The sequence below is a fragment of the Nannocystis punicea genome, from assembly GCF_026965555.1.
Classification (GTDB): domain Bacteria; phylum Myxococcota_A; class Polyangia; order Nannocystales; family Nannocystaceae; genus Nannocystis; species Nannocystis punicea.
In genome coordinates, this window is sequence record NZ_CP114040.1 from 11,514,198 (window position 1) to 11,534,769 (window position 20,572).

Genomic DNA, 20,572 nt, shown 5'->3' on the forward strand with positions numbered 1-20,572 from the left:
CGCAAACGAGGACCATGGCCGTGAGAGGGTCCGTGGAGCCCCGCAGCGGCCGTTTGGAGCGACTCCCCCGAGTCGAACGCGCGCGCGTTTGCGCCCCTGCATCGAATTTTTTGCGGGGGGGGCCGTTTCCCTCGCAGGTTTCCCCTGTCCGCCTGCGGCCCCGCGCCGGGGTGTTTCGCGGGTCGGCGGCGATCGCTGGCAGATCGCACTACCACCAATGGCGGCGATTGGCGGCACTGTAAGTCTGCAATCTGCGCCGCGCGGCCCGTTGCTGCTGCATCGACCGGCTGCACCTTCGTTGCGCGGTCCCGCTCATCGCTGGTATGTTCTCGGCATGCGATGGTCCCCCCGCCTTGTCGCCCTCCTGTTTCCGTTCGCGTGTGGTTTTGAAGAAGACGCGTCGACCGCCTCCCACGGCGGCGGGAACGGCGATGGCACCACCACCACGACCACCACCGGCGAGCCGACCACAGGCGCCGGCTTACCGCCCGATTTTTGGCCCGGCGTCGCCTGCGCGCCTGCTGCCGAGGAGCAGGAGGCCGGGCCGAAGTTTTATTTCGACCTCGACGCCGGCAAGGTCGCGGGCCGCGACTTTTTCCGCCTGCCGTTCCCGCTCGACGCCCGGCGCCGCGGCGGCGGCATCGACCTCACCGGTTTTCCCAGCCCGCCGGCCGAGCTCGACCCCGCATTCGGCAACGTCGTCGAGCGCTGGTTGTCGCACCTGCGGTCCGACGCGCCGGGCTTCGCCGTCAACGGCGCGGTCCTCTTTCGCAGCACCCACGGCGTCGACGCGCCGCAGGGGATCTTCTTCGTCAACGTCGACCCGGGCCACCCCGACTACGGCAAGAAGCTCGAGGGCCTGTCGTACAGCGCCAAGAACGGCGACACCAGCGGCAACAATTATATCTGCCGCAACTGGCTGGCGGTCGAGACGATCGACGGCGTGCCGCTCGAGCCCGGCACCACCTACGCGGTGCTCCTCACCGACAGCCTGCGCACCGTCGGCGGCGAGCGGTTCAGCCCGGACGCTGACTTTTCGGCCATGCTCCAAGGGACAGCCCCATCCGATGCGAAGCGCAAGGCCGCGTGGGACACCTTCGCGCCGCTGCGGCAGTTCCTCGCCAGCCCCGAGAACAGCGCCGGCATCCAGGTCAAGCAGAGCCAGCTGATCGGCGGCACCGTCTTCACCACCGCCGCCAACACCGACGTCCTCGCCGGCGCCCGCGCGGCCGCGCGAGCCGCCCCGCTCTACGTCTCCGACCTGCACCTGTGCCAGGCGGCCGGCCCGAGCCCGTGCTCCGAGTTCACCGGCCTCACCGCCGACGAGCGGGCCGAGCGCGAGTGCGGCGCGCCGTCCTCGGAGCACCTCGAGGTGCAGGGCCGCGTGCGCCTGCCGATCTTCCAGGAGGGCATCCCGCCGTACGCCGACATCGGCGGCCGCATCGACGTCGAGGGCGGCCTGCCGGTCCAGCGCAGCAGCTTCGACGCCTGCTTCAGCGTCACCCTGCCGGCCGGCCCCACGCCGGAGGGCGGCTGGCCGGCGCTGATCTACGCCCACGGCACCGGCGGCGGCTTCCGCAGCCCGCTGATCGACGGCACCGCCCGCGCGCTGGCAGAGCGAGGCTTCGCCACCATCGCCCTCGAGGGCGTGATGCACGGCGAGCGGCGCAACGACAGCGACGACGACGGCGAGGTCGGCGGCCTCGACGTCGATCAATTGGTGTTCAACGTCTACAACCCCGAGTCCGCGCGCGACACGATCGTGCAGGGGGCGATCGATCAATTCACCGCGGTGCGCCTGGCGGAGGAGTGGCAAGACAGCACCCTGCTCGCCGGCCAGGTGCTGCGATTCGACGCGAACGCGCTGTTCTTCATGGGCCACAGCCAGGGCGCCAATTCCGGGGCGCTGTTCCTGCCGTTCGAGCCTTCCGTCCGCGCCGCGGTGCTGAGCGGCGGCGGCGCCAAGCTGACGCGCACGCTGCTCGGCAAGGAGGAGCCCAAGGTCGAGAACCCGGTGAACGGCGATTGGCTGGCCCCGCGCGAATTGCTGCAGCTGGCCTTCCAGGAGCGCCCCGACCACCCGCTCGACACGCCGCACCCGATGCTCGTCCTGCTCAACACCTTCGTCAATCGCTCCGACGCCGACAACACCGCGCCGCTGATCCGCCGCCGCCCGCTGGACGGCGTGCCGGCCAAGCACGTCTTGAATTACATCGGCCACGTCGACAGCTACAGCCCGCTGCGCGCCGCCGGCAACCTCGCCATCGGCATCGCCGCGCCGATCGGCGGCGAGAGCCTGTTCCAGCCGCCCTGTGATGATTACACCGACGAGAACGAGCGCGTCGCCTGCGGCTGGACGTCCGGCCAATGGCTGCCCGAGGTCGCGCTCCCTGCCACCGGCAACGCCGGCGGCGGCCAGCTCACCGTCGTCACCCGAATGCTGCCCGCGCCCAAGGGCAAGGACGGCCACTACGTCGCCTTCGAACCGGCCGAGATGACGCGAATCGCCGAATTCTTCGCCACCGCCCTGTCGAACAACGTCCCGACGGTGAAATGAGCGGTTTCGCGCGCTCCGCTCGCCGCGGAGTTAGTTTTTATACTTTTTCCGGAAGTTTTGTGATATTCTCGGCGGCATGGCCTTCCTTCCGCGCCGCCGGGTCGTCTGCTTCGCCCTTCTCACCTGCGCCCTCGCCTGCGGCCCCAAGCCCGCGGAGGAGACCACCAGCACCACCGATTCGCCGCCGGCCACCACTGGGCCCGAGGCCACCGGCGGCGCGAGCACGACCGGCGAGACCACGCTGATCGAGACGACCTCGACGGTCACCGGCAATCCTACCACCGCCAGTCCGACCACCAATCCCACCACCCCCGATCCCACCACCACGAGTCCGACGACCACCGGCGACGGCAGCGTTTTCATCACGCCCCACGACGCCGGCGGCCACGGCGGCTGCGCCGCGATCGCCAGCAAGGACTGCGATCCGTGGGTGCAAGATTGCCCGTCCGATTCGAAGTGCTCGCCCGCGAGCGGCGGGTGTGATGATTTCAGCCGGACGATCTGCACCGAGCTGCCGGCCCAGCCGGTGCCGATCGGCGGCGCCTGCACCTCCGAGATGGACCCGCTCAGCGGCCGCAACGACTGTGAAATCGGCGCCACCTGCTGGTTCATCGATCCGCTCGCCCTGACCGGCACCTGCGTCAGCCTGTGCCACGGCTCGCCCGACGTCCCCGACTGCTCGCACGTCCCCGGCACCGGCTGCGTGTTCGTCCACGACGGCGCCGCCGCCCCGCTGTGCCTGCCGACCTGCGACCCCTTCGAGCCGACCTGTCCCGCGGGACATCATTGCCATCCGACCATCCAGGACCCGGCGGTGTTCGCCTGCACCCCGGACACCTTCGCGCCGCTCGGCGCCGCCTTCGAGCCGTGCGAGCGGACCAATTGCGCCGCCGGCCTCCTGTGCAGCGAGCCCGAGGTCGCCGCCGTCGAGTGCGGCCCCGACAGCAATTGCTGCACCCCGCTGTGTGACCTCGACACCCCCGATTGCCCCGGCGCCGGTCAGGTCTGCCTGCCGTACTTCGAGATGGGCCAGGCGCCGTCCGGGCTCGAGGACGTCGGCCGCTGCGGCTTGCAGTGACCCGACAGTTGCGCGACTCCGGCGCCCCCTAAGAGCAACCCCGCGCGCCGCCTTCGCGGCGCCGCGCGCACCGGGGTGATCTGCTCGTCCGCGATTGTGAGCCTGGCAACAGTCGAGCGCGCCGGCCAGCGAGCCGGGCCACGATCGTGATAGGACGCGAGGATGCTTCGCCTTCGCCGTTACGCACTCCTCACATTGCCGCTCGCCACCGCCTGTATCGACGGCGGGGAAACCACCGCGGCAGTGACCGACTCTCCGACGACCGTCCCGGGCACCTCGAACCCCGACGTCACGGGCCCCGGCACGACCACCGACTCACCGACGAGCACGAGCAACGGCACCGGCACCGACAGCGGCACGGAGTCGACCGCGGGTCCGACCACGGACGCGCCGCCCACCGGCACCGACCCGACCCTCGCCACCACCGGCACCGTGACCACCGAGAACGTCAGCGTCTCGACCACGGCCGCGACCGACACCACCGGCGAGCCGCCGATCTGTCCCGAAGACCAGATCGTCTGCGACGGCAACACCGCCCAGGTGTGCGACGGCATGGGCGGCTTCAAGAGCGAGGAGGCCTGTCCGACCGCGTGCGCCCCCGACCTCGGGTGCGTCGAGTGCGTCCCCGGCGAGAGCGAGTGCCAGGGCGACAACGTCGCCACCTGCAACGACACCGGCACCGGCTTCGAGATCACCGACACCTGTGACGCGCTGCAGGGCCTCGCGTGCGACGCCGACGTGGGCGCCTGCCTCGGCGCCTGCGCCGGCCTCGGCCTGTCGTACATCGGCTGCGACTACTACCCCACCGTCACCAAGCAGTACGACCTCTACAACACCGCGCCGACGGACGTGTTCGCGGTCGCGGTCGCCAACACCTCGGCGCAGATGGTGAACATCACCGTCACCCGCGGCGCCAACATGGTCGCCGCCAGCAGCGTCGCGCCCAACGCGGTGCAGATCCTCGAGCTGCCGTGGGTCAACGAGCTGACCAAGGGCGACGGCCCCAGCGCGCTCGTCGTCGACGGCGCCTACCGCCTGCGCACCACCGGCCCGGTCACCGTCTACCAGTACAACCCGCTCAAGGCGACCACCACCAACGACGCCTCGCTGCTGCTGCCCGTCAACACCTGGACCGGCAACTACGTGGTCGCCGCGCGCGGCCAGTGGACCGGCATCCCCGGCTTCTACGCCGTCACCGCCCGCCAGGACAACACCACGGTCACCCTGACGCCCTCCGCCACCGGCAAGATCATCGCCGCCGGCGGCGGCGTCGCGGCCGACGGCACCGGCGTCGTCGTGCTCAACGAGAGCGACGTCCTGCAGGTCGTCGCCACCGCCAGCGACCCGACCGGCACGATCGTCACCGCCGACAAGCCGGTCCAGGTCATCGGCGGCCACAAGTGCACCAACGTGCCCGACAACGTCGCCGCCTGCGATCACCTCGAGGAGTCGATGTTCCCGATCGAGACCCTCGCCAAGGAGTACGTGGTCGTCCCGCCGGTCCAGGTCCCCAACGACCAGCTCGACAAGGCGCAGATGGTGCGGATCATCGCCAGCGAGGCGAACACCACCCTCACCTTCAACCCCGACCAGCCGGTCGCCAAGACCCTCACCAACGCCGGCGACTTCATCGAGATCGCCAGCACCACCGCCAAGTTCGTCGTCTCGGCCGACAAGAAGATCCTCGTCGCCCAGTACATGGTCGGTCAGAACGGCGGCTTCGGCACCAGCGACCCGTCGATGCTGCTGGCCGTCAATCCGCTGCAGTGGCGCAAGGACTACCTCGTCCACGCCCCCACCAACTGGGTCGCCAACTACGTCGACCTCATCGCCAAGACCGGCACCTCGGTCACGGTCGACAACGTCGCGGTCGCCAGCTGGGCCCCGATCGGCAACACCGGCTACGTGGTCGGCCACGTCAAGCTGAGCAACGCCGGCGACGGCAACCACCGCATCACCGCCGACCAGGGCGTCAGCGTCGCCATCGGCGGGGTCATGGACGCCGGCAGCTACTGGTACCCCGGCGGCCTCGACCTCGACCTCATCCCGCAGTGAGCGGGGCGCTCGGTCGGGCGTGCGCATGGCGGCCACGCGCGCGCAGCCGCCGATCGGGCGGCTGTTCGCGGCACCGCCGGCGCCGCCGGAGCTCGCCAGCGATCGCCCCGAGTTCGCCACGACCTTCGCCCCCGATGACACGCCGTGGGTGCTCACCAACGGCGATGTCACGGAGGACGGGAGATACGCGCTCGTGCTCCTGCACCGCGACGCCGAGGGCGCGTGGACTCATGAATCGCTGGCCGCCGAGGCCATCGCGCGTTCAATGTCGGCACAACTCGACACGCGCGGCGACATGCACCCCGCATTCCACGATCCCGCCCGGCGCAAGGGCTCGGCGGTCCGCCAGCGCCGGATCGGCCCGTGAGCGCGGCATGGACGGACGACCCGAGTGCCACCATTCGCGGCCGCGCCGTCGACCGCGCGATCGCGGCGACGCGCGAATCATCGCACCAGGCGCCATGGCGCTCCTGCGAGCCACGAGGACGAGCAGATCGCCTCGTCTCACCCCCGTGGATGTCCGGGTCCTCACCGGCGACCTCGGCATTGCGAGGTGCCCACAATCGCTCGAATGCGTAGACTTCTCCGGCGCGCTCGCGGCCCGGCGCGCCCGGCGAATCGCCCTCATGGTATGAGGCCCGGATGCTTCGTCTCCGCCGATACGCCCTGCTCGCCTTGCCCCTCGCCGTCGCTTGCGGCGACGACGGCTCCATCGACGCCTCCGCCACTGTCGCCACCACCGCCCCCGATACCACCGGACCTGGCCCGACGACGAGCGCCACCGCGCCGACCACCGACACGCCGACCACCGGCGCGCCGACCACCGAGGGCAGCATCTCGGCCACCGGCACCACCGCCGCCACCGACGACACCACCGCCGCCACGCAGACCAGCACCGACGCGACGACGAGCACCACCGACGCGGGCACGAGCACCACCGGCAACGTCTCGGCCAGCGAGACCACCGACTCGACCACCACCACGAGCGGCAATCCGTCCTGTCCCGAGGACCAGATCGTCTGCGACGGCAACACCGCCCAGGTGTGCGACGGCATGGGCGGCTTCAAGAGCGAAGAGGAGTGTCCGGTCGCCTGCGCGCCGGGCATCGGCTGCACCGAGTGCACCCCGGGCGACAGCCAGTGCGTCGGCAACGACGTCCAGAAGTGCAACGAGAGCGGCACCTGGGAGGCCTTCGAGACCTGCGACGGCCTGCAGGGCCTCGCCTGCGACCCCGACGTCGGCGCCTGCCTCGGCGCCTGCGCCGGCCTCGGCCTGTCGTACATCGGCTGCGACTACTACCCGACCGTCCTGCAGCAGCACGACACTTACATCTCCGCGCCCATCAACGAGTACGCGGTCGCGGTCGCCAACACCTCCGACCAGGCGGCCCAGGTCACCGTCACCCGCGGCGCCAACCAGATCACCCAGGTCATGGTCGCGCCGATGAGCGTCCAGCTGATCGTCCTGCCGTGGGTGAACCAGCTGGCCCAGGGCCAGGGCCCCTCGGTGGTCGTCACCGACGGCGCCTACCGCCTGCGCAGCAGCCGGCCGGTCACCGTCTACCAGTACAACCCGCTCAAGGCGACCACCACCAACGACGCCTCGTTGCTGCTGCCCGTCAACACCTGGACCGGCAACTACGTGGTCGCCGCCTGGCCGACGTGGCTCAGCTACCCCGGCTTCTACGCCGTGGTCGCCAACCAGGACAACACCAAGGTCACCCTCACGCCCTCGACCACCGGCAAGATCGTCCAGGCCGGCGGCGGCGTGGCGGCCGACGGCACCGGCGTCGTCACCCTCAACGCCGATGATGTCCTTCAGGTCATGTCGGGCGCCGGCGGCGACCTGACCGGCACGATCGTCACGGCCGACAAGCCGGTGCAGGTGTTCGGCGGCCAGGAGTGCACCAACGTCCCGCTCAACGTCACCGCCTGCGATCACCTCGAGGAGTCGATGTTCCCGATCGAGACCCTCGCCAAGGAGTACGTGGTCGTGCCGCCGGTGCAGGTCCCCAACGACCAGCTCGACAAGGCCCAGATCGTGCGCGTGATCGCCAGCGAGGCCAACACGACCTTGACGTTCTCGCCCGATCAGCCCGTGAACAAGGTGCTGGCCCAGGCCGGCGACTTCGTCGAGCTCACCACCACCACCGCCAAGTTCGTCGTCACCTCCGACAAGAAGATCCTGGTGTCGCAGTACATGGTCGGCCAGGACGGCGGCTACGGCACCAGCGACCCCGCCATGCTCCTGGCCGTCAACCCGCTGCAGTGGCGCAAGAACTACCTGTTCCACGCCCAGCCGAGCTGGACCGCCAATTACGTCGACGTGCTCGCGCCCAAGAACGCCAACGTCACCGTCGACGGGGTCGCCGTCGGCAACTGGCAGGCCGTCGGCGCCACCAACTACCAGGTCGCCCACATCAAGCTGAACAACAACGGCGACGGCAACCACACCGTGGTCGGCGACGTCGGCGTGGGCATCGGCGTCTACGGCGTGCAGAGCTACGGCAGCTACTGGTACCCCGGCGGCCTCGACCTCGACATCCTCCCGCAGTGAGCGGGACGACCCCCGAGTACTATCATTCGCACGTCGCCGCCGATCGCACGATCGCGGCGACGAGGCGCGAGAGCGGGCAGGCGCGGGCGCGCGACCAGCAATTCACCTCGTCTTCAGATCGTGACGGTCCGGATCCGCACGGCCGTCATCGGCGCGCCGATGGCCGTCGAATTGCGGACTTCTCCGGCGCGCTCTCGGCCCTGCGCGCCCGGCGAATCGCCCTCATGGTATGAGGCCCGGATGCTTCGTCTCCGCCGATACGCTCTGCTCGCCCTGCCCCTCGCCGTCGCTTGCGGCGACGACGGCTCCATCGACGCCACCGCCACCGTCGCCACCACCGCCCCCGATACCACCGGACCTGGCCCGACGACCAGCACCACCGCGCCGACCACCGAGACGCCGACCACCGGCACGCCGACCACCGAGGGCAGCATCTCGGCCACCGGCACCACCGCCGCCACCGACGACACCACCGACGGGACCACCGCCGCGCCGCAGACCACCACCGACGCGGCGACGAGCACCACCGACGGGGAGACGAGCACCACCGGCAACGTCTCGGCCAGCGAGACCACCGACTCGACCACCACCACGAGCGGCAATCCGTCCTGTCCCGAGGACCAGATCGTCTGCGACGGCAACACCGCCCAGGTGTGCGACGGCATGGGCGGCTTCAAGAGCGAAGAGGAGTGTCCGGTCGCCTGCGCGCCGGGCATCGGCTGCACCGAGTGCACCCCGGGCGACACCCAGTGCGCGGGCAACGACGTCCAGAAGTGCAACGAGAGCGGCACCTGGGAGGCCTTCGAGACCTGCGACGGCCTGCAGGGCCTCGCCTGCGACCCCGACGTCGGCGCCTGCCTCGGCGCCTGCGCCGGCCTCGGCCTGTCGTACATCGGCTGCGACTACTACCCGACCGTCCTGCAGCAGCACGACAGCTTCATCTCCGCGCCCACCTACGAGTACGCGGTCGCGGTCGCCAACACCTCCGACCAGGCGGCCCAGGTCACCGTCACCCGCGGCGCCAACCAGATCACCCAGGTCATGGTCGCGCCGATGAGCGTCCAGCTGATCGTCCTGCCGTGGGTGAACCAGCTGGTCCAGGGCCAGGGCCCCTCGGTGCTCGTCACCGACGGCGCCTACCGCCTTCGCAGCACCCGGCCGGTCACCGTCTACCAGTACAACCCGCTCAAGGCGACCACCACCAACGACGCCTCGCTGCTGCTGCCCGTCAACACCTGGACCGGCAACTACGTGGTCGCCGCCTGGCCGACGTGGACCTTCACGCCGGGCGTCAACTACCCCGGCTTCTACGCGGTGGTCGCCAGCCAGGACAACACCAAGGTCACCCTCACGCCCTCGACCACCGGCAAGATCGTCCAGGCCGGCGGCGGCGTGGCGGCCGACGGCACCGGCGTCGTCACCCTCAACGCCGATGATGTCCTTCAGGTCATGTCGGGGATCGGCGGCGACCTGACCGGCACGATCGTCACGGCCGACAAGCCGGTGCAGGTGTTCGGCGGCCAGGAGTGCACCAACGTCCCGCTCAACGTCACCGCCTGCGATCACCTCGAGGAGTCGATGTTCCCGCTCGAGACCCTCGCCAAGGAGTACGTGGTCGTCCCGCCGGTGCAGGTCCCCAACGACCAGCTCGACAAGGCCCAGATCGTGCGCGTGATCGCCAGCGAGGCCAACACGACCCTGACGTTCACGCCCGATCAGCCGGTGAACAAGGTCCTGGCCAAGGCCGGCGACTTCGTCGAGATCACCACCACCACCGCCAAGTTCGTCGTCACCTCCGACAAGAAGATCCTGGTGTCGCAGTACATGGTCGGCCAGGACGGCGGCTACGGCACCAGCGACCCCGCCATGCTCCTGGCCGTCAATCCGCTGCAGTGGCGCAAGAACTACCTGTTCCACGCCCAGCCGAGCTGGACCGCCAACTACGTCGACGTGCTCGCGCCCAAGAACGCCAACGTCACCGTCGACGGGGTCGCCGTCGGCAACTGGCAGGCCGTCGGCGCCACCAACTACCAGGTCGCCCACATCAAGCTGAACAACAACGGCGGCGGCAACCACACCGTGGTCGGCGACGTCGGCGTGGGCATCGGCGTCTACGGCGTGCAGAGCTACGGCAGCTACTGGTACCCCGGCGGCCTCGACCTCGACGTCCTCCCGCAGTGAGCGCCGACCCCGGGCGCGCGACCTCGCGCGCCCGGCGGGCCCGCAAAACTTCCGCCGACCGCAAAGTTGACTGCATCCCGCCGGCTGGCCGACGATCCACGGGTGCATGGCCTCTTCCGTGTCGTCGCCTGCCTCGCCCTGACCGCGTGCGTCGACCGCACGTCGCCCGAGGACGACAGCGACAGCGGCGGTTCGGCCGCGCCGCCGGCCAGCACCACCGCGATGCCGGACGACTCGGCCACCGGCGGCCCGACCGAAGATTCCACCGCCGGGAGCACCGGCGACGACGTGCCCGGCGCGCACGACGGCGCGTGCAAGCCGGTCGAGGGCAACACATGTCCCACGGGACATACTTGTTGTTCCGACGACCCGGCCACGATCCAGGGCCTCTTGCCCAACTACTTCAAGGACGGCGTGATCGACGACGAGGTCGGCACCCCGCTGTTCTCGGACGACAACAACGACCTCAGCTACTGGGGCTATTGCATCGAGACTGGCGGGTTCCCCAGCCCGCTGAGCAACGGCTGCCCGGTCCCGTGCAACCCGACCTGGACGGTCGAGCGGCGCTTGCAGATCTGCGGCGGCTCGCAGTGCTGCCCGTTCACCGCCGTCGACCCGGCGAAGGACTGCATTCAGGACCCACAATCGGGCCGCTGGCGGACCGTGCGCGGGGCAGACATCAGCGCCAAGCTCACCGGCTGGGGCACCGCCCACGCCACCAACCAGGACCCGTTCGCCGACAGTTGCAAGCTCTTCGCCGGCGCCGACCAGAACGCGCTGCTCGACTGCATCTCGCAGCTCGGCGTCGCCGACCAGCGCGGCTACTGCTTCACCGGCGAGTGCCCGTGCGTCGAGGACGTGTGCGACCAGAAGAACCCGGACTACGTCCCGCGCTGCGATTGAGCGCCGCGGTCACCCGCGGTAGCGCCACCACAGGGTCAGCAGCGACGCCGACAGCAGCACGAACAGCGCGTACAGCAGCGGCAGCCACAGCATCCGCTCGTGCAAGGCGGCGGGGAAGCTGGCGAGGATGATGCCGAGCGCCAGCGGGCTGTTCTGAATGCCCGTCTCGAACGCGATCGCCCGCCGGCCCGCGCGCGAGACCCTGAGCAACGCCGCCAGCAGGTAGCCGAGCGCGAAGCCGAGGACGCCGAGGCCGAGCGCCGCCGCGACCATCGCCGGCGTGGTCTGGGCCAGCAGCGCCCCGTTGTGCACCAGCCCGGTGACGATCAGCAGGCCCAGCACGCCGATGCCCGACAGGCTGCCGATCTTCTCGAGCACCGCCGCCGCGCGAGCCGAGCGAGCCCGGATCGTCATACCCAGGCCGAGCGGCACCAGCATCAACGCCAGGGTGACCGTGATGTTGCCGTACGGCACCTTGAGCGCCGCGTCGGTGAACGAGCTGGCGTACACCACCAGGAGCAGCGGCATCACCACCACCGCGACGATCGTCGACAGCGCGGTCATGCTGATGCTGAGCGCCACGTCGGCCCGGGCGTAGTAAGTGAACAGGTTCGAGGTCGTGCCGCCCGGGGTGCAACCGACGATGATCAGGCTGATCGCCTGGTCGTTCGGCAGGCCGAGCGCCTTCGCCAGCGCGAACGCGATCAGCGGCATCCACCCGTACTGCGAGGCCAGGCCGATCAGCGGCCCGCGCGGGTTCTGCAGCACCGCGCGGAAGTCGGCCACGGTCAGCGAGGCGCCCATCCCCGTCATCAGGACGACGAGGAGCAGGACCAGCAGCGCCTGTTCGAGGCCCGACAGCATCACTCGATGCTCGCACGCGCCCGCGCCCGCGGCAACCGCGGCCCGGAGCTCAACCTGTCCGCGAAGACATGTCCGAACGGCCCTGCGCGCGCACCGGCGGGCGCTCCTCGGCGAACAGCCGCAGGGCGAACGCCCCGGCCGGGGTCACCCGGGCGCGCTCGACCCAGTCCAGGGCCGCCGGCGTCAGCACCTCCGGGGAGAACTGGTAGCCGTACTGCGGAGGCATCAGCGCCGGCGCGGCGAGGGCCGCGAAGGTCAGGTCGGCGGCGGTGAAGCGGTCGCCCACGAGGTAGCGCCGGCCGCCTTCCAGGGTCTGCGTGACCTCGTCGAAGATCACGTCGAGCCGAGCCTGCGAGCGGGCGGTCGGCGCCGGGTCCAGCTTCAAGGCGCGCCGCATCATGGCGGTCAGCGGCCGCGCCAGCAGCCGGCCGAGCCGCCGCTCCCACGCGGGCCCGGTCGAGGTGACCAGATCCCGGATCTTGCCGCGGTCGGTGAACAGGAGCGAGTAGGCCACGCGCCGCACCGCCGGCCCGAGCAGCTGGTCGAAGCGAGCGACCATCCGCTCGACCTCGGCCCGCAGCGGCGGCTCCTCCGGGAACAGCTTGCGCGCCTCGGGCAGCTGCTCGTCGGCGAAGCGGACGATGTCGGTCGACTCGCACAGCACACCCCGCGGCGTCACCAACGCCGGCACGGTGCGCCGGGCACCGGCGGCGAGGTTGGCCGCGAAGTGGAACAGCGGGACGTGGTCGGCCTCGACGTAATCGAGGCCGGCACGGTCGAGGGCCCAGCGGGCCTTCTCGCAGTAGTGGCTGAACCCGATCGTGATCAGGCGCAGCGGCGCGGGCGAGCCGCTCACGACCCGGCGGTGAGCTTCTCGAGCTCCTTGCCCAGCGTCTCCTCGATCTTGCCCTTGAGCGGCGTGAGCATGAAGCCGAGGTCGAGGTTGACGTCGACCTTGTTGTCGCTGATGACCAGCTTGCCCTCGACGCCGGTCCCCTTGACGTTGAGGGTGCGATCGTCGGCCCACGAGGTCTTGGCCTGGTACTTCTCCTGGAGCTTCGCGCCCAGGGTGCTGATCCGTTCCTTGATCACGGCGGGCTCGAGGGAGTGATTGCGAGACAGGTTGATCTTCGGCATCGCCGATTCTTGATACCAAAAAGCCCGCCGGTCCTGCAAACCGGGGGCGGCGCGAGCGCCCCCGGGAGCCACAGGCTTTCGTCACAAATTTGGCCCGCAGGGCCGCGCCGTGGAATCTGCGGCCGTGCTCCAAAGCGTCAGCGCCACCGAGACCGCTCTGCCTCCTTCGGACCTGAGGGCCCCCGTGAGCTCCAAGGCCCCGGCTCCGGCCCCGGGCGTGCAGACGCCGCAGCCGGGCCCGGCCCGGGCCACGAGCGCGCGCGCGACCACGCCGGTGCAGAAGCCCCTGCCCGAGCCGACGTGGCGCTCGGCCGACAACCGCGCGCGACTCTTCAAAGGCGACTGCCTCGAGATCTTGGAGCGCATCCCCGCCGAGTCGGTCGACGTCATCTTCGCCGACCCGCCGTACTTCCTGTCGAACGGCGGGACCACCTGCCGCGCCGGCAAGCGCACCAGCGTCGACAAGGGCACGTGGGACAAGTCGAACGGCGTCGAGGAGAACCACGCCTTCAACCACAAGTGGTTGACCGCGTGTCAGCGGGCGCTCAAGCCCAACGGCACGATGTGGGTGTCGGGCACCGGTCACGTGATCTACTCGGTCGGTTACGCCATGCAACAGCTCGGCTTCAAGATGCTCAACGAGATCGTGTGGGAGAAGCCGAACCCGCCGCCGAACCTGTCGTGCCGCTACTTCACGCACGCGACCGAGACGCTGCTGTGGGCGGCCAAGAACCGCAAGAGCCGGCACGTGTTCAACTACGACCGCATGCGCGAGATGAACGACGGCAAGCAGATGAAGACGGTGTGGCGCCTCACCGCGCCGGGCCAGAAGGAGAAGCTGCTCGGCCGCCACCCGACGCAGAAGCCGGTCGCCCTGCTCGAGCGCCTGCTGCTCGCCTCGTGCCCCGAAGGCGCCCAGGTGCTCGACCCCTTCAACGGCTCCGGCACCACCGGCGTGGCCGCCGTCACCCTCGGCCACAGCTACATGGGCATCGACCTCGAGCAGGAATACATCGACCTGACCCAGGCCCGCCTGCTCGACGCCGTCCCCGCCCTGCGCGAGCGCCCTGCGCTGCAAGTCGTGCGCTGAAGATCGTATTCGGCACGGGAGCCTCGTCTCTCTCCCGGCCGCCGTCACGGGTGCTCATGCAAATGCGCTCGCTGCTCATCCTCGTGATCGCGGCCTGCGGACCGCAGCTGCCCGACGAGGGTGCAACCACCGGAGACACCAGCACCGGCGCGACGACCACGTCGAGCTCGACGACCACGACGAGCCCGACGACCACGACGGGTCTTTCGACCGGCGACAGCGGCAGCGACAGCGCTGCGAGCGTCGACCCGCCGCTCAAGTTCGACCTGCCGCCGCTGCCGCCCGACGTGCCGCCGCCAACGCCGCCCGCGTGCGACCCGCCCCCCGACGTCTCGCCCGACGTGCACTGCGAGGTCGTGCCGCACCGACCGTGGGATTTCATGTATGCCTGCCTCGAGGGCGCCGATCCCGACGCCTGCCCCGACGCCGAGGCCGCGACGGTCCTGGATCTGCTCAACGACTGCTCCCTGTGCACCGGCGTCGGCGGAGACGCGATGTGCGGTCCGGACCCGCGGCGCGAGGACGCCTGCTGCTACTGGAGCTTCGGTCTGATTCACTTCTGCCCCCCGTGAGCGGAAGCCCCGACCGCGTCGTGAGCCCTCGAGCGTGTCGCCGAACGCTGGTCGACCTTCGCGCACGGGAAGGTCGCTCACCCGAGCGTGTGCCCGAACGCTGGTCGTGGGATCACGACGCACGCGAAGGTCGCTCGCCCGAGCGTGTCGCCGAACGCTGGTCGTGGGGCGAGCGACGAGCGTGGCCGACCAGGTTGCGCCGCTCGCCCACCCCGACGCCTCTTTGATTTGTCTTGCTGATTAAACGCGCGAGGCGGCGATCGCTCGCCGCCCCATCGCTCGCCGCGGCGAGCGACCTGCCCCGTGGGACAGGTCTCAGACCTCGGTGATCTCGGCTTCCTTCTTGCCGAGGATCTCCTCGGCCTGCTTGACGAACTTGTCGTGCATCTCCTGCACCTTTTCGAGCGCCTTCTTGAGCTCGTCCTCGGTGATCTCGCGGCCCTTCTCGGCCTCCTTGAGGAACTCGTTGGCCTCGCGGCGCGACTGGCGGATGGCCACCTTGGCCTCCTCGCCGAGGTCCTTGACCTGCTTGACCAGCGCCTTGCGGCGGTCGCCGGTGAGGGGCGGGATGGCGAGGCGGATCACCAGGCCGTCGCTCTGGGGGTTGATGCCGAGGTTGGCGGCGTTGATGGCGCGCTCGATCGGGCCGAGCATGTTGCGGTCCCACGGCTTGACGACGAGCAGGCGGGCGTCGCCGATCGAGACGGTGGCGCACTGGTTGAGCGGCATCAGGGTGCCGTAGCTCTCGACGCGGATCTCGTCGAGCATGGCGGGGTTGGCCCGGCCGGCGCGGACCTTGGAAACCGACTTGCGCAGGTGGTCGAGCGCCTTGTCCATGCCTTCTTGGGCCAGTTCGAGTGCGTCGTTCATCGTCGTGCTCCAGTGGATAGGGTGGTTCGTGTTCGCGCGGGCTACTCCGCGCAGACCAGCGTGCCGAGCTCCTCGCCGCAGACCACGCGGCGGATATTGTCCCGCCCGAGCATGTTGAAGACAAGGATGGGCAGGCTGTTCTCCTTGCACAAGGAGATCGCCGTGCTGTCCATGACGTTGAGGCCGCGGGCCAGCACGTCGAGGTAGGTGAGGCGGGAGTAGCGGACCGCGTCCTTGTGCTTGTGCGGGTCCTTGTCGTAGACCCCGTCGACCTTGGTCGCCTTCATCAGCACGTCGGCGTGGACCTCCATGGCCCGCAGGGCCGCCGCCGTGTCGGTGGTGAAGTAGGGGTTGCCGGTCCCCGCCGCGAAGATCACCACCCGGCCCTTCTCCAGGTGCCGGGTCGCGCGCCGGCGGATGTAAGGCTCGGCGACCTCCTTCATCTCGATCGCCGACATCACCCGCGTGTACACCCCGCGCTGCTCGAGCGCGTCCTGCAGCGCCAGCGAGTTCATCACCGTCGCCAGCATGCCCATGTAATCGGCGCTGGCGCGGTCCATGCCGGAGGCCGCGGCCGACAGCCCGCGGAAGATGTTGCCGCCGCCGATGACCAGCGCGACCTCGACCCCGAGGCCGACGACGTCCTTGACCTCCTCGGAGATCGTGCGCAGCACCTCGGCGTCGACGCCGTAGCCCTGCGTGCCCTGCAGGGCCTCGCCGGACAGCTTGAGCAGGATCCTCTTGTAGCGGGGGGCAGCTGCCATGCGGACCGTCTCTCCGGCCCGCGGGGCCGGCATAAGGGAACATCACGACGCACATAGCGAGAGAGCGGGGGTCGCCCGCTCTCTCGCTCGCGTCTTCACGCCTTGATCTGCGCCGCGACCTCGGCGGCGAAGTCTTCCGACTTCTTCTCGAGGCCTTCGCCGAGCTCGTAGCGGGTGAAGCGGCGGATCTTGATGTTCTCGCCGAGCTTCGCCACCAGCTCCTGCTGCAGCAGCTCGATGGTCTTCTTGTCGTCCTTGACCCACTTCATCTCGAGCAGGACGTGCTCCGAGTAGAACTTGCCGACCTGGCCGTCGACGATCTTGTCGACGATCTTCTCGGGCTTGCCCTCGGCCAGCGCCTTCTCGCGCAGCAGCGCGCGCTCGGCCTCGACCTTGGAGGTGTCCATGTCTTCACGACGGACGCAGGCCGGGTTCATGGCCGCGATCTGCATCGCCACGTCGGCGCAGAAGGCCTGGAAGTCGGCCGTCTTGGCGACGAAGTCGGTCTCGCAGTTGACCTCGAGCAGCACACCCACGCGATGGTTCATGTGGATGTAGGACGTCACCGCGCCCTCGGTGGCGATCCGGCCGGCCTTCTTGGCCGCGCCCGCGATGCCCTTCTTGCGCAGGTAGTCGACCGCCTTCTCGATATCGGCGTCGACCTCGGTGAGCGCCCGCTTGCAGTCCATCAGCCCCGCGCCGGTCCGCTCGCGGAGGTCTTTGATCATGTCGGAGGTGATCGTAGCCATGGCTCAGTCCTCTTTGGTGCCAGCGTCTTCGTCGGGGGTGGCGGCGGCCTCGGGGGCCGGCAGCTGGGTGCGGCGCGACACGACCTCGACACGCGGGCCGTCGCCGCCGGTGGTCACGCGGATCGTCTCGGGGACGTTGTGACCCTCGGGCTCGTTGACCGCGCGCGACTTGCCGAGGCGCGCGCCCTCGAGGCAGGCGTCGGCGATCTTGCTGCAGAACAGCTTGATCGCGCGGATGGCGTCGTCGTTGCCGGGGATGACGTGCTGGATGAGCCGCGGGTCGGCGTTGGTGTCGGCCACCGCGACCACCGGGATGCCGAGGCGGTTGGCCTCGACCACGGCGATGTGCTCCTTGACCGGGTCGATCACGAACACCGCGCCGGGCAGCTTCGGCATGTCCTTGATGCCGCCGAGGTTGCGCTCGAGCTTGCCGCGCTTGCGCTCGAACATCAGCGCTTCCTTCTTGGTGATCGCCTCGTACGTGCCGTCCTGGCTCATACGCTCGATGTTGCGCAGCTTGTCGACCGACTGGCGCACGGTCGTCCAGTTGGTCAGGGTGCCGCCGAGCCAGCGGCTGCACACGAAGAACTGGTTGGCGCGCTCGGCCTCCTGGACCATCACGTCCGCGGCCTGCTTCTTGGTGCCGACGAACAGGACCGGCTTGCCCTCGGCCGCGATGCTGCGGATGAACGCGTACGCCCGGCGGAACATGACCGCGGTCTGCTGCAGGTCGATGATGTGGATGCCGTTGCGGGCCCCGTAGATGTAGGGCCGCATGCGCGGGTTCCAGCGCTCGGTCCGGTGACCGAAGTGCACGCCCGCCTCGAGCAGTTGGCGCACGGTGATGATCCGCTGGCCGTCCGACATGTCGAGCGACTGCTGCAGGTCGCTCTGGGAGACATCTTGAGTGCTCATTTTCTCGTTCTTTCCTGGCGTTGGGCCGCTGCCTCGCTCCTCGAGCCCCGAACACCGCGACCGCGGTGACGCCACGGGGCCCTCCCGAGGCATGTGTGATTGGTTGGGCGGGCCGTTTAGCACGCACCCCGGCCACCGGGCAAGGCGCCGCCTGCACCGCCCACCCGGCGTTCTCACACCCGGACACGCACCCGTTCCGGCCACCGCGAAGCCCTCGGGCGGCCCCGGGCCCCGCACCCGGACGCGTGAGCCTGCTCGTTTCGCCCGCCGACTCCACGCGCGTCGCGGTCCTGGTCCAATCCACACGGCGCGGCAGTCCGCGTCTCACGCGATCGGACGGCCCCTTCCCTGCTCTCCGGGGCAATCGCGCTGTCCGCGCAGCCACCCCTGTGATATGAGCGCCTTGTCGATGTCTCGTCGTCCGCTCCTCGCCCTCGCGTTCGCTCTCGGCGCCCTCGGCGGTTGCTTCCTCACCGCGAACCCGCCGCCGTCGTTCCGCTACAACTGCAAGGCCGACAGCGACTGCCGCGTGCTGACCTGTCGCGGCGATCTGGTGACGATCCCCGACGCGGAGGCCGCCGGCCTGACTCTGGCCGAGAACTGCGACGAGGTGCTCGACGCCGACAAGAGCAAGTTCTACGAGGCCCGCCAGACCTGCCTCGACGGCCTGTGCGAGTACCCGTGCGAGCTCAGCACCGACGTCTGCCCGTCCGGCAAGGGCTATAACCTCTGCTTCAACGGCGCCTGCGCGACCGCCTGCGGCTTCGACGACGAGCGCTTCCCCGACCCCGACGCGACCTGCTCGAGCCCGCAACAGTGCGTGCTGTTCGGCGACGACATCGAGCTGGCGCTCGTCGAGGACCTCATCGGCAGCGGCGGCGGCGGCGGCGGCGGCGGTAGCAACAGCGGCTTCCCGGGCGGCGGCGGCGGCGGCGGCAGCACCAGCGTCGAGGACCTGATCGGCACCGGCGTGTGCGGCATCCGCTGCGACGCCGACGGCGCGCGCGCCTGTCCTCCGGGACAGTACTGCAGCGGCGCCATGTGCCTGGCCGACTGCGCCCACGAGGGCGCCACGCCCTGCGCCGAGACGGCCCAGTGCTACGCCTTCGGCGGCTTCTCGACCTGCATCGTCAAGTGCGACTCGACCGGCGAGAACACCTGCGAGAAGGGCGAGGTCTGCGTCAAGGGCCTCGACCTGTGCCTGCCGACCTGCCTCGGCGAGGACGCGACCACCTGCCGCGACGGCTTCACGTGCAGCGAGGACCTGGCGATCTGCGTCCCTGAAGATCTCCCGACCAGCGACACCGACGCGCTCACCACCGGCACCGACACCGACGTGAGCGACACGGAAGCTCCCACCAGCGAAACCGAGACCAGCGGATGACCCACCAACCGCTCCAAGGCCACGCCGTCCCCCGCCGACTCTGGGTCGCCGCCCTGGCGCTCAGCACCGCCTGCGCCACGACCACGGCCGACCTGCCGCAGCCCGACCGCCGGCTGGCGTCGATCGGCAACCTGGGCACGCGCTCGAACTTCGAGATCCGCACGCTCTACGCCGTCCAGGACCCGGCCCCGCCGCCGGCGGACGACCGCTCGAGCAAGCGCCGCCGCCCGGTCACGCCGATCCTGTTCTACCTCGGCATCTCGATGGCCGTGGCCGCGGGCGTCGGCACGATCGCCACCAGCTTCGCCTCGTACGGCCTGCGCCGCAAGCTCGACGACGGCTACTTCGAGGACGGCTTCGGCTACGACGACTACGACCGCACCGTCGAGACCGGCAACCGCCTCAGCAAGGCCAGCTGGGGCCTCGGCATGACGGCGGTCGCCTTCGCCGCGATGGCCCTGATCTCCTACAGCGTCGACTGGGCCCGCTGCGGCCCGCTCGCGCCCAAGCGCCGCCGCGACACCGCCCCGCGCGGCCGCTGCGAGGAGTACCACCCCGACCACAAGAGCCCCGACGCGCCCGTGGTCGTGCCCGCCTCCGAGCCGACCCCCGCCGGCCCCGGCCTGGCCCCCGGGCCCACCGCGAGCTCCGGCGACCCCGCCCCGGCGACGCCCCCCGCCGAGGGCCCCGCCCCGGCGCCCGGGAACTAGCCCCGCGGTCATGGCCTCCGAGCCATCTGGCCCCAAGGACACGTCTGCGGCGCCAGCAGCAGCCGGCCGCTCGCAGACACCGGCTGCGCCTTCGGACATGTTTTCCAGGACATCCGCGTCCGGCCCGCCGACCGCCGCCGGCTCGGACCTGTCCTCGGGGCCAGCCGACCAGCTTTCCGCGGCTGCG

19 protein-coding genes are annotated in these 20,572 nt (G+C 70.1%); 12 read left to right on the forward strand and 7 right to left on the reverse strand.

The annotated features are described in order from the left end of the window. The first annotated feature begins 334 nt into the window (after window positions 1-334). The 8 genes from O0S08_RS44180 to O0S08_RS44215 all read left to right on the forward strand — a co-directional run bounded on the left by O0S08_RS44180 (window position 335) and on the right by O0S08_RS44215 (window position 11,330). On the forward strand, window positions 335-2,557 hold the full coding sequence (locus tag O0S08_RS44180) for an alpha/beta hydrolase family protein (protein ID WP_269035536.1): 2,223 nt from the start codon (window positions 335-337) through the stop codon (window positions 2,555-2,557). 76 nt (window positions 2,558-2,633) lie between these two features. Next, window positions 2,634-3,635, forward strand: coding sequence for a hypothetical protein (locus O0S08_RS44185; protein ID WP_269035537.1), 1,002 nt, complete (start codon window positions 2,634-2,636; stop codon window positions 3,633-3,635). Between the two features lie 162 nt (window positions 3,636-3,797). After that, complete coding sequence (locus tag O0S08_RS44190) at window positions 3,798-5,690, forward strand: IgGFc-binding protein (protein WP_269035538.1); 1,893 nt, start codon at window positions 3,798-3,800, stop codon at window positions 5,688-5,690. Between the two features lie 25 nt (window positions 5,691-5,715). After that, entirely contained in the window at window positions 5,716-6,057 is a 342-nt protein-coding gene (locus O0S08_RS44195) for a hypothetical protein (protein WP_269035540.1), read from the forward strand. 275 nt (window positions 6,058-6,332) lie between these two features. Next, the gene (locus O0S08_RS44200) at window positions 6,333-8,246 is read left to right on the forward strand and encodes an IgGFc-binding protein (protein ID WP_269035541.1); all 1,914 of its coding nucleotides are present in this window, start codon (window positions 6,333-6,335) and stop codon (window positions 8,244-8,246) included. Then, entirely contained in the window at window positions 8,243-8,479 is a 237-nt protein-coding gene (locus O0S08_RS44205) for a hypothetical protein (RefSeq protein WP_269035542.1), read from the forward strand. Before O0S08_RS44200 ends, O0S08_RS44205 begins: the two co-directional genes overlap by 4 nt. A gap of 7 nt (window positions 8,480-8,486) precedes the next feature. After that, window positions 8,487-10,427 (forward strand): IgGFc-binding protein, encoded by a 1,941-nt coding sequence (locus O0S08_RS44210; protein WP_269035543.1) that lies wholly within the window; start codon window positions 8,487-8,489, stop codon window positions 10,425-10,427. 102 nt (window positions 10,428-10,529) lie between these two features. Beyond that, window positions 10,530-11,330 (forward strand): hypothetical protein, encoded by an 801-nt coding sequence (locus O0S08_RS44215; protein WP_269035544.1) that lies wholly within the window; start codon window positions 10,530-10,532, stop codon window positions 11,328-11,330. Between the two features lie 9 nt (window positions 11,331-11,339). Here O0S08_RS44215 and O0S08_RS44220 read toward each other — a convergent pair whose 3' ends face one another. Genes O0S08_RS44220 through O0S08_RS44230 form a run of 3 tightly spaced genes read right to left on the reverse strand, consistent with a single transcriptional unit; the run spans window position 11,340 to window position 13,331 of the window. Next, on the reverse strand, window positions 11,340-12,194 hold the full coding sequence (locus O0S08_RS44220; RefSeq protein WP_269035545.1) for a bile acid:sodium symporter: 855 nt from the start codon (window positions 12,192-12,194) through the stop codon (window positions 11,340-11,342). Window positions 12,195-12,243: 49 nt separating this feature from the next. Beyond that, window positions 12,244-13,050, reverse strand: a complete 807-nt coding sequence (locus tag O0S08_RS44225) for a glutathione S-transferase family protein (protein WP_269035546.1) — start codon at window positions 13,048-13,050, stop codon at window positions 12,244-12,246. Next, complete coding sequence (locus O0S08_RS44230) at window positions 13,047-13,331, reverse strand: polyhydroxyalkanoic acid system family protein (RefSeq protein WP_269035547.1); 285 nt, start codon at window positions 13,329-13,331, stop codon at window positions 13,047-13,049. Before O0S08_RS44230 ends, O0S08_RS44225 begins: the two co-directional genes overlap by 4 nt. A 274-nt stretch (window positions 13,332-13,605) precedes the next feature. Here O0S08_RS44230 and O0S08_RS44235 point away from each other — a divergent pair, with 274 nt between their 5' ends. Both O0S08_RS44235 and O0S08_RS44240 read left to right on the forward strand, forming a co-directional pair. Beyond that, a complete protein-coding gene (locus tag O0S08_RS44235; protein WP_371879581.1) occupies window positions 13,606-14,421 on the forward strand; it encodes a DNA-methyltransferase in 816 nt (271 codons plus the stop codon). Window positions 14,422-14,483: 62 nt separating this feature from the next. Next, the gene (locus O0S08_RS44240) at window positions 14,484-14,993 is read left to right on the forward strand and encodes a hypothetical protein (protein WP_269035548.1); all 510 of its coding nucleotides are present in this window, start codon (window positions 14,484-14,486) and stop codon (window positions 14,991-14,993) included. Between the two features lie 315 nt (window positions 14,994-15,308). Here the strand turns inward: O0S08_RS44240 and frr are convergent, their stop codons facing one another. The 4 genes from frr to rpsB form a co-directional block, all read right to left on the reverse strand. After that, window positions 15,309-15,863: a ribosome recycling factor gene (frr, locus tag O0S08_RS44245; RefSeq protein WP_269035549.1), complete on the reverse strand. Its 555-nt coding sequence runs from the start codon at window positions 15,861-15,863 to the stop codon at window positions 15,309-15,311. A 41-nt stretch (window positions 15,864-15,904) separates the two neighbouring features. Further along, window positions 15,905-16,627, reverse strand: a complete 723-nt coding sequence (gene pyrH / locus O0S08_RS44250; RefSeq protein ID WP_269035550.1) for a UMP kinase — start codon at window positions 16,625-16,627, stop codon at window positions 15,905-15,907. Window positions 16,628-16,722: 95 nt separating this feature from the next. Next, on the reverse strand, window positions 16,723-17,376 hold the full coding sequence (tsf, locus tag O0S08_RS44255; protein ID WP_269035551.1) for a translation elongation factor Ts: 654 nt from the start codon (window positions 17,374-17,376) through the stop codon (window positions 16,723-16,725). Window positions 17,377-17,379: 3 nt separating this feature from the next. Beyond that, entirely contained in the window at window positions 17,380-18,291 is a 912-nt protein-coding gene (gene rpsB, locus O0S08_RS44260) for a 30S ribosomal protein S2 (RefSeq protein ID WP_269035552.1), read from the reverse strand. A 409-nt stretch (window positions 18,292-18,700) separates the two neighbouring features. Here rpsB and O0S08_RS44265 point away from each other — a divergent pair, with 409 nt between their 5' ends. Further along, window positions 18,701-19,675 (forward strand): hypothetical protein, encoded by a 975-nt coding sequence (locus tag O0S08_RS44265; protein ID WP_269035553.1) that lies wholly within the window; start codon window positions 18,701-18,703, stop codon window positions 19,673-19,675. After that, window positions 19,672-20,385 (forward strand): hypothetical protein, encoded by a 714-nt coding sequence (locus O0S08_RS44270; protein ID WP_269035554.1) that lies wholly within the window; start codon window positions 19,672-19,674, stop codon window positions 20,383-20,385. The genes O0S08_RS44265 and O0S08_RS44270 overlap by 4 nt, the downstream gene beginning before the upstream one ends. Window positions 20,386-20,572 lie beyond the last annotated feature (187 nt).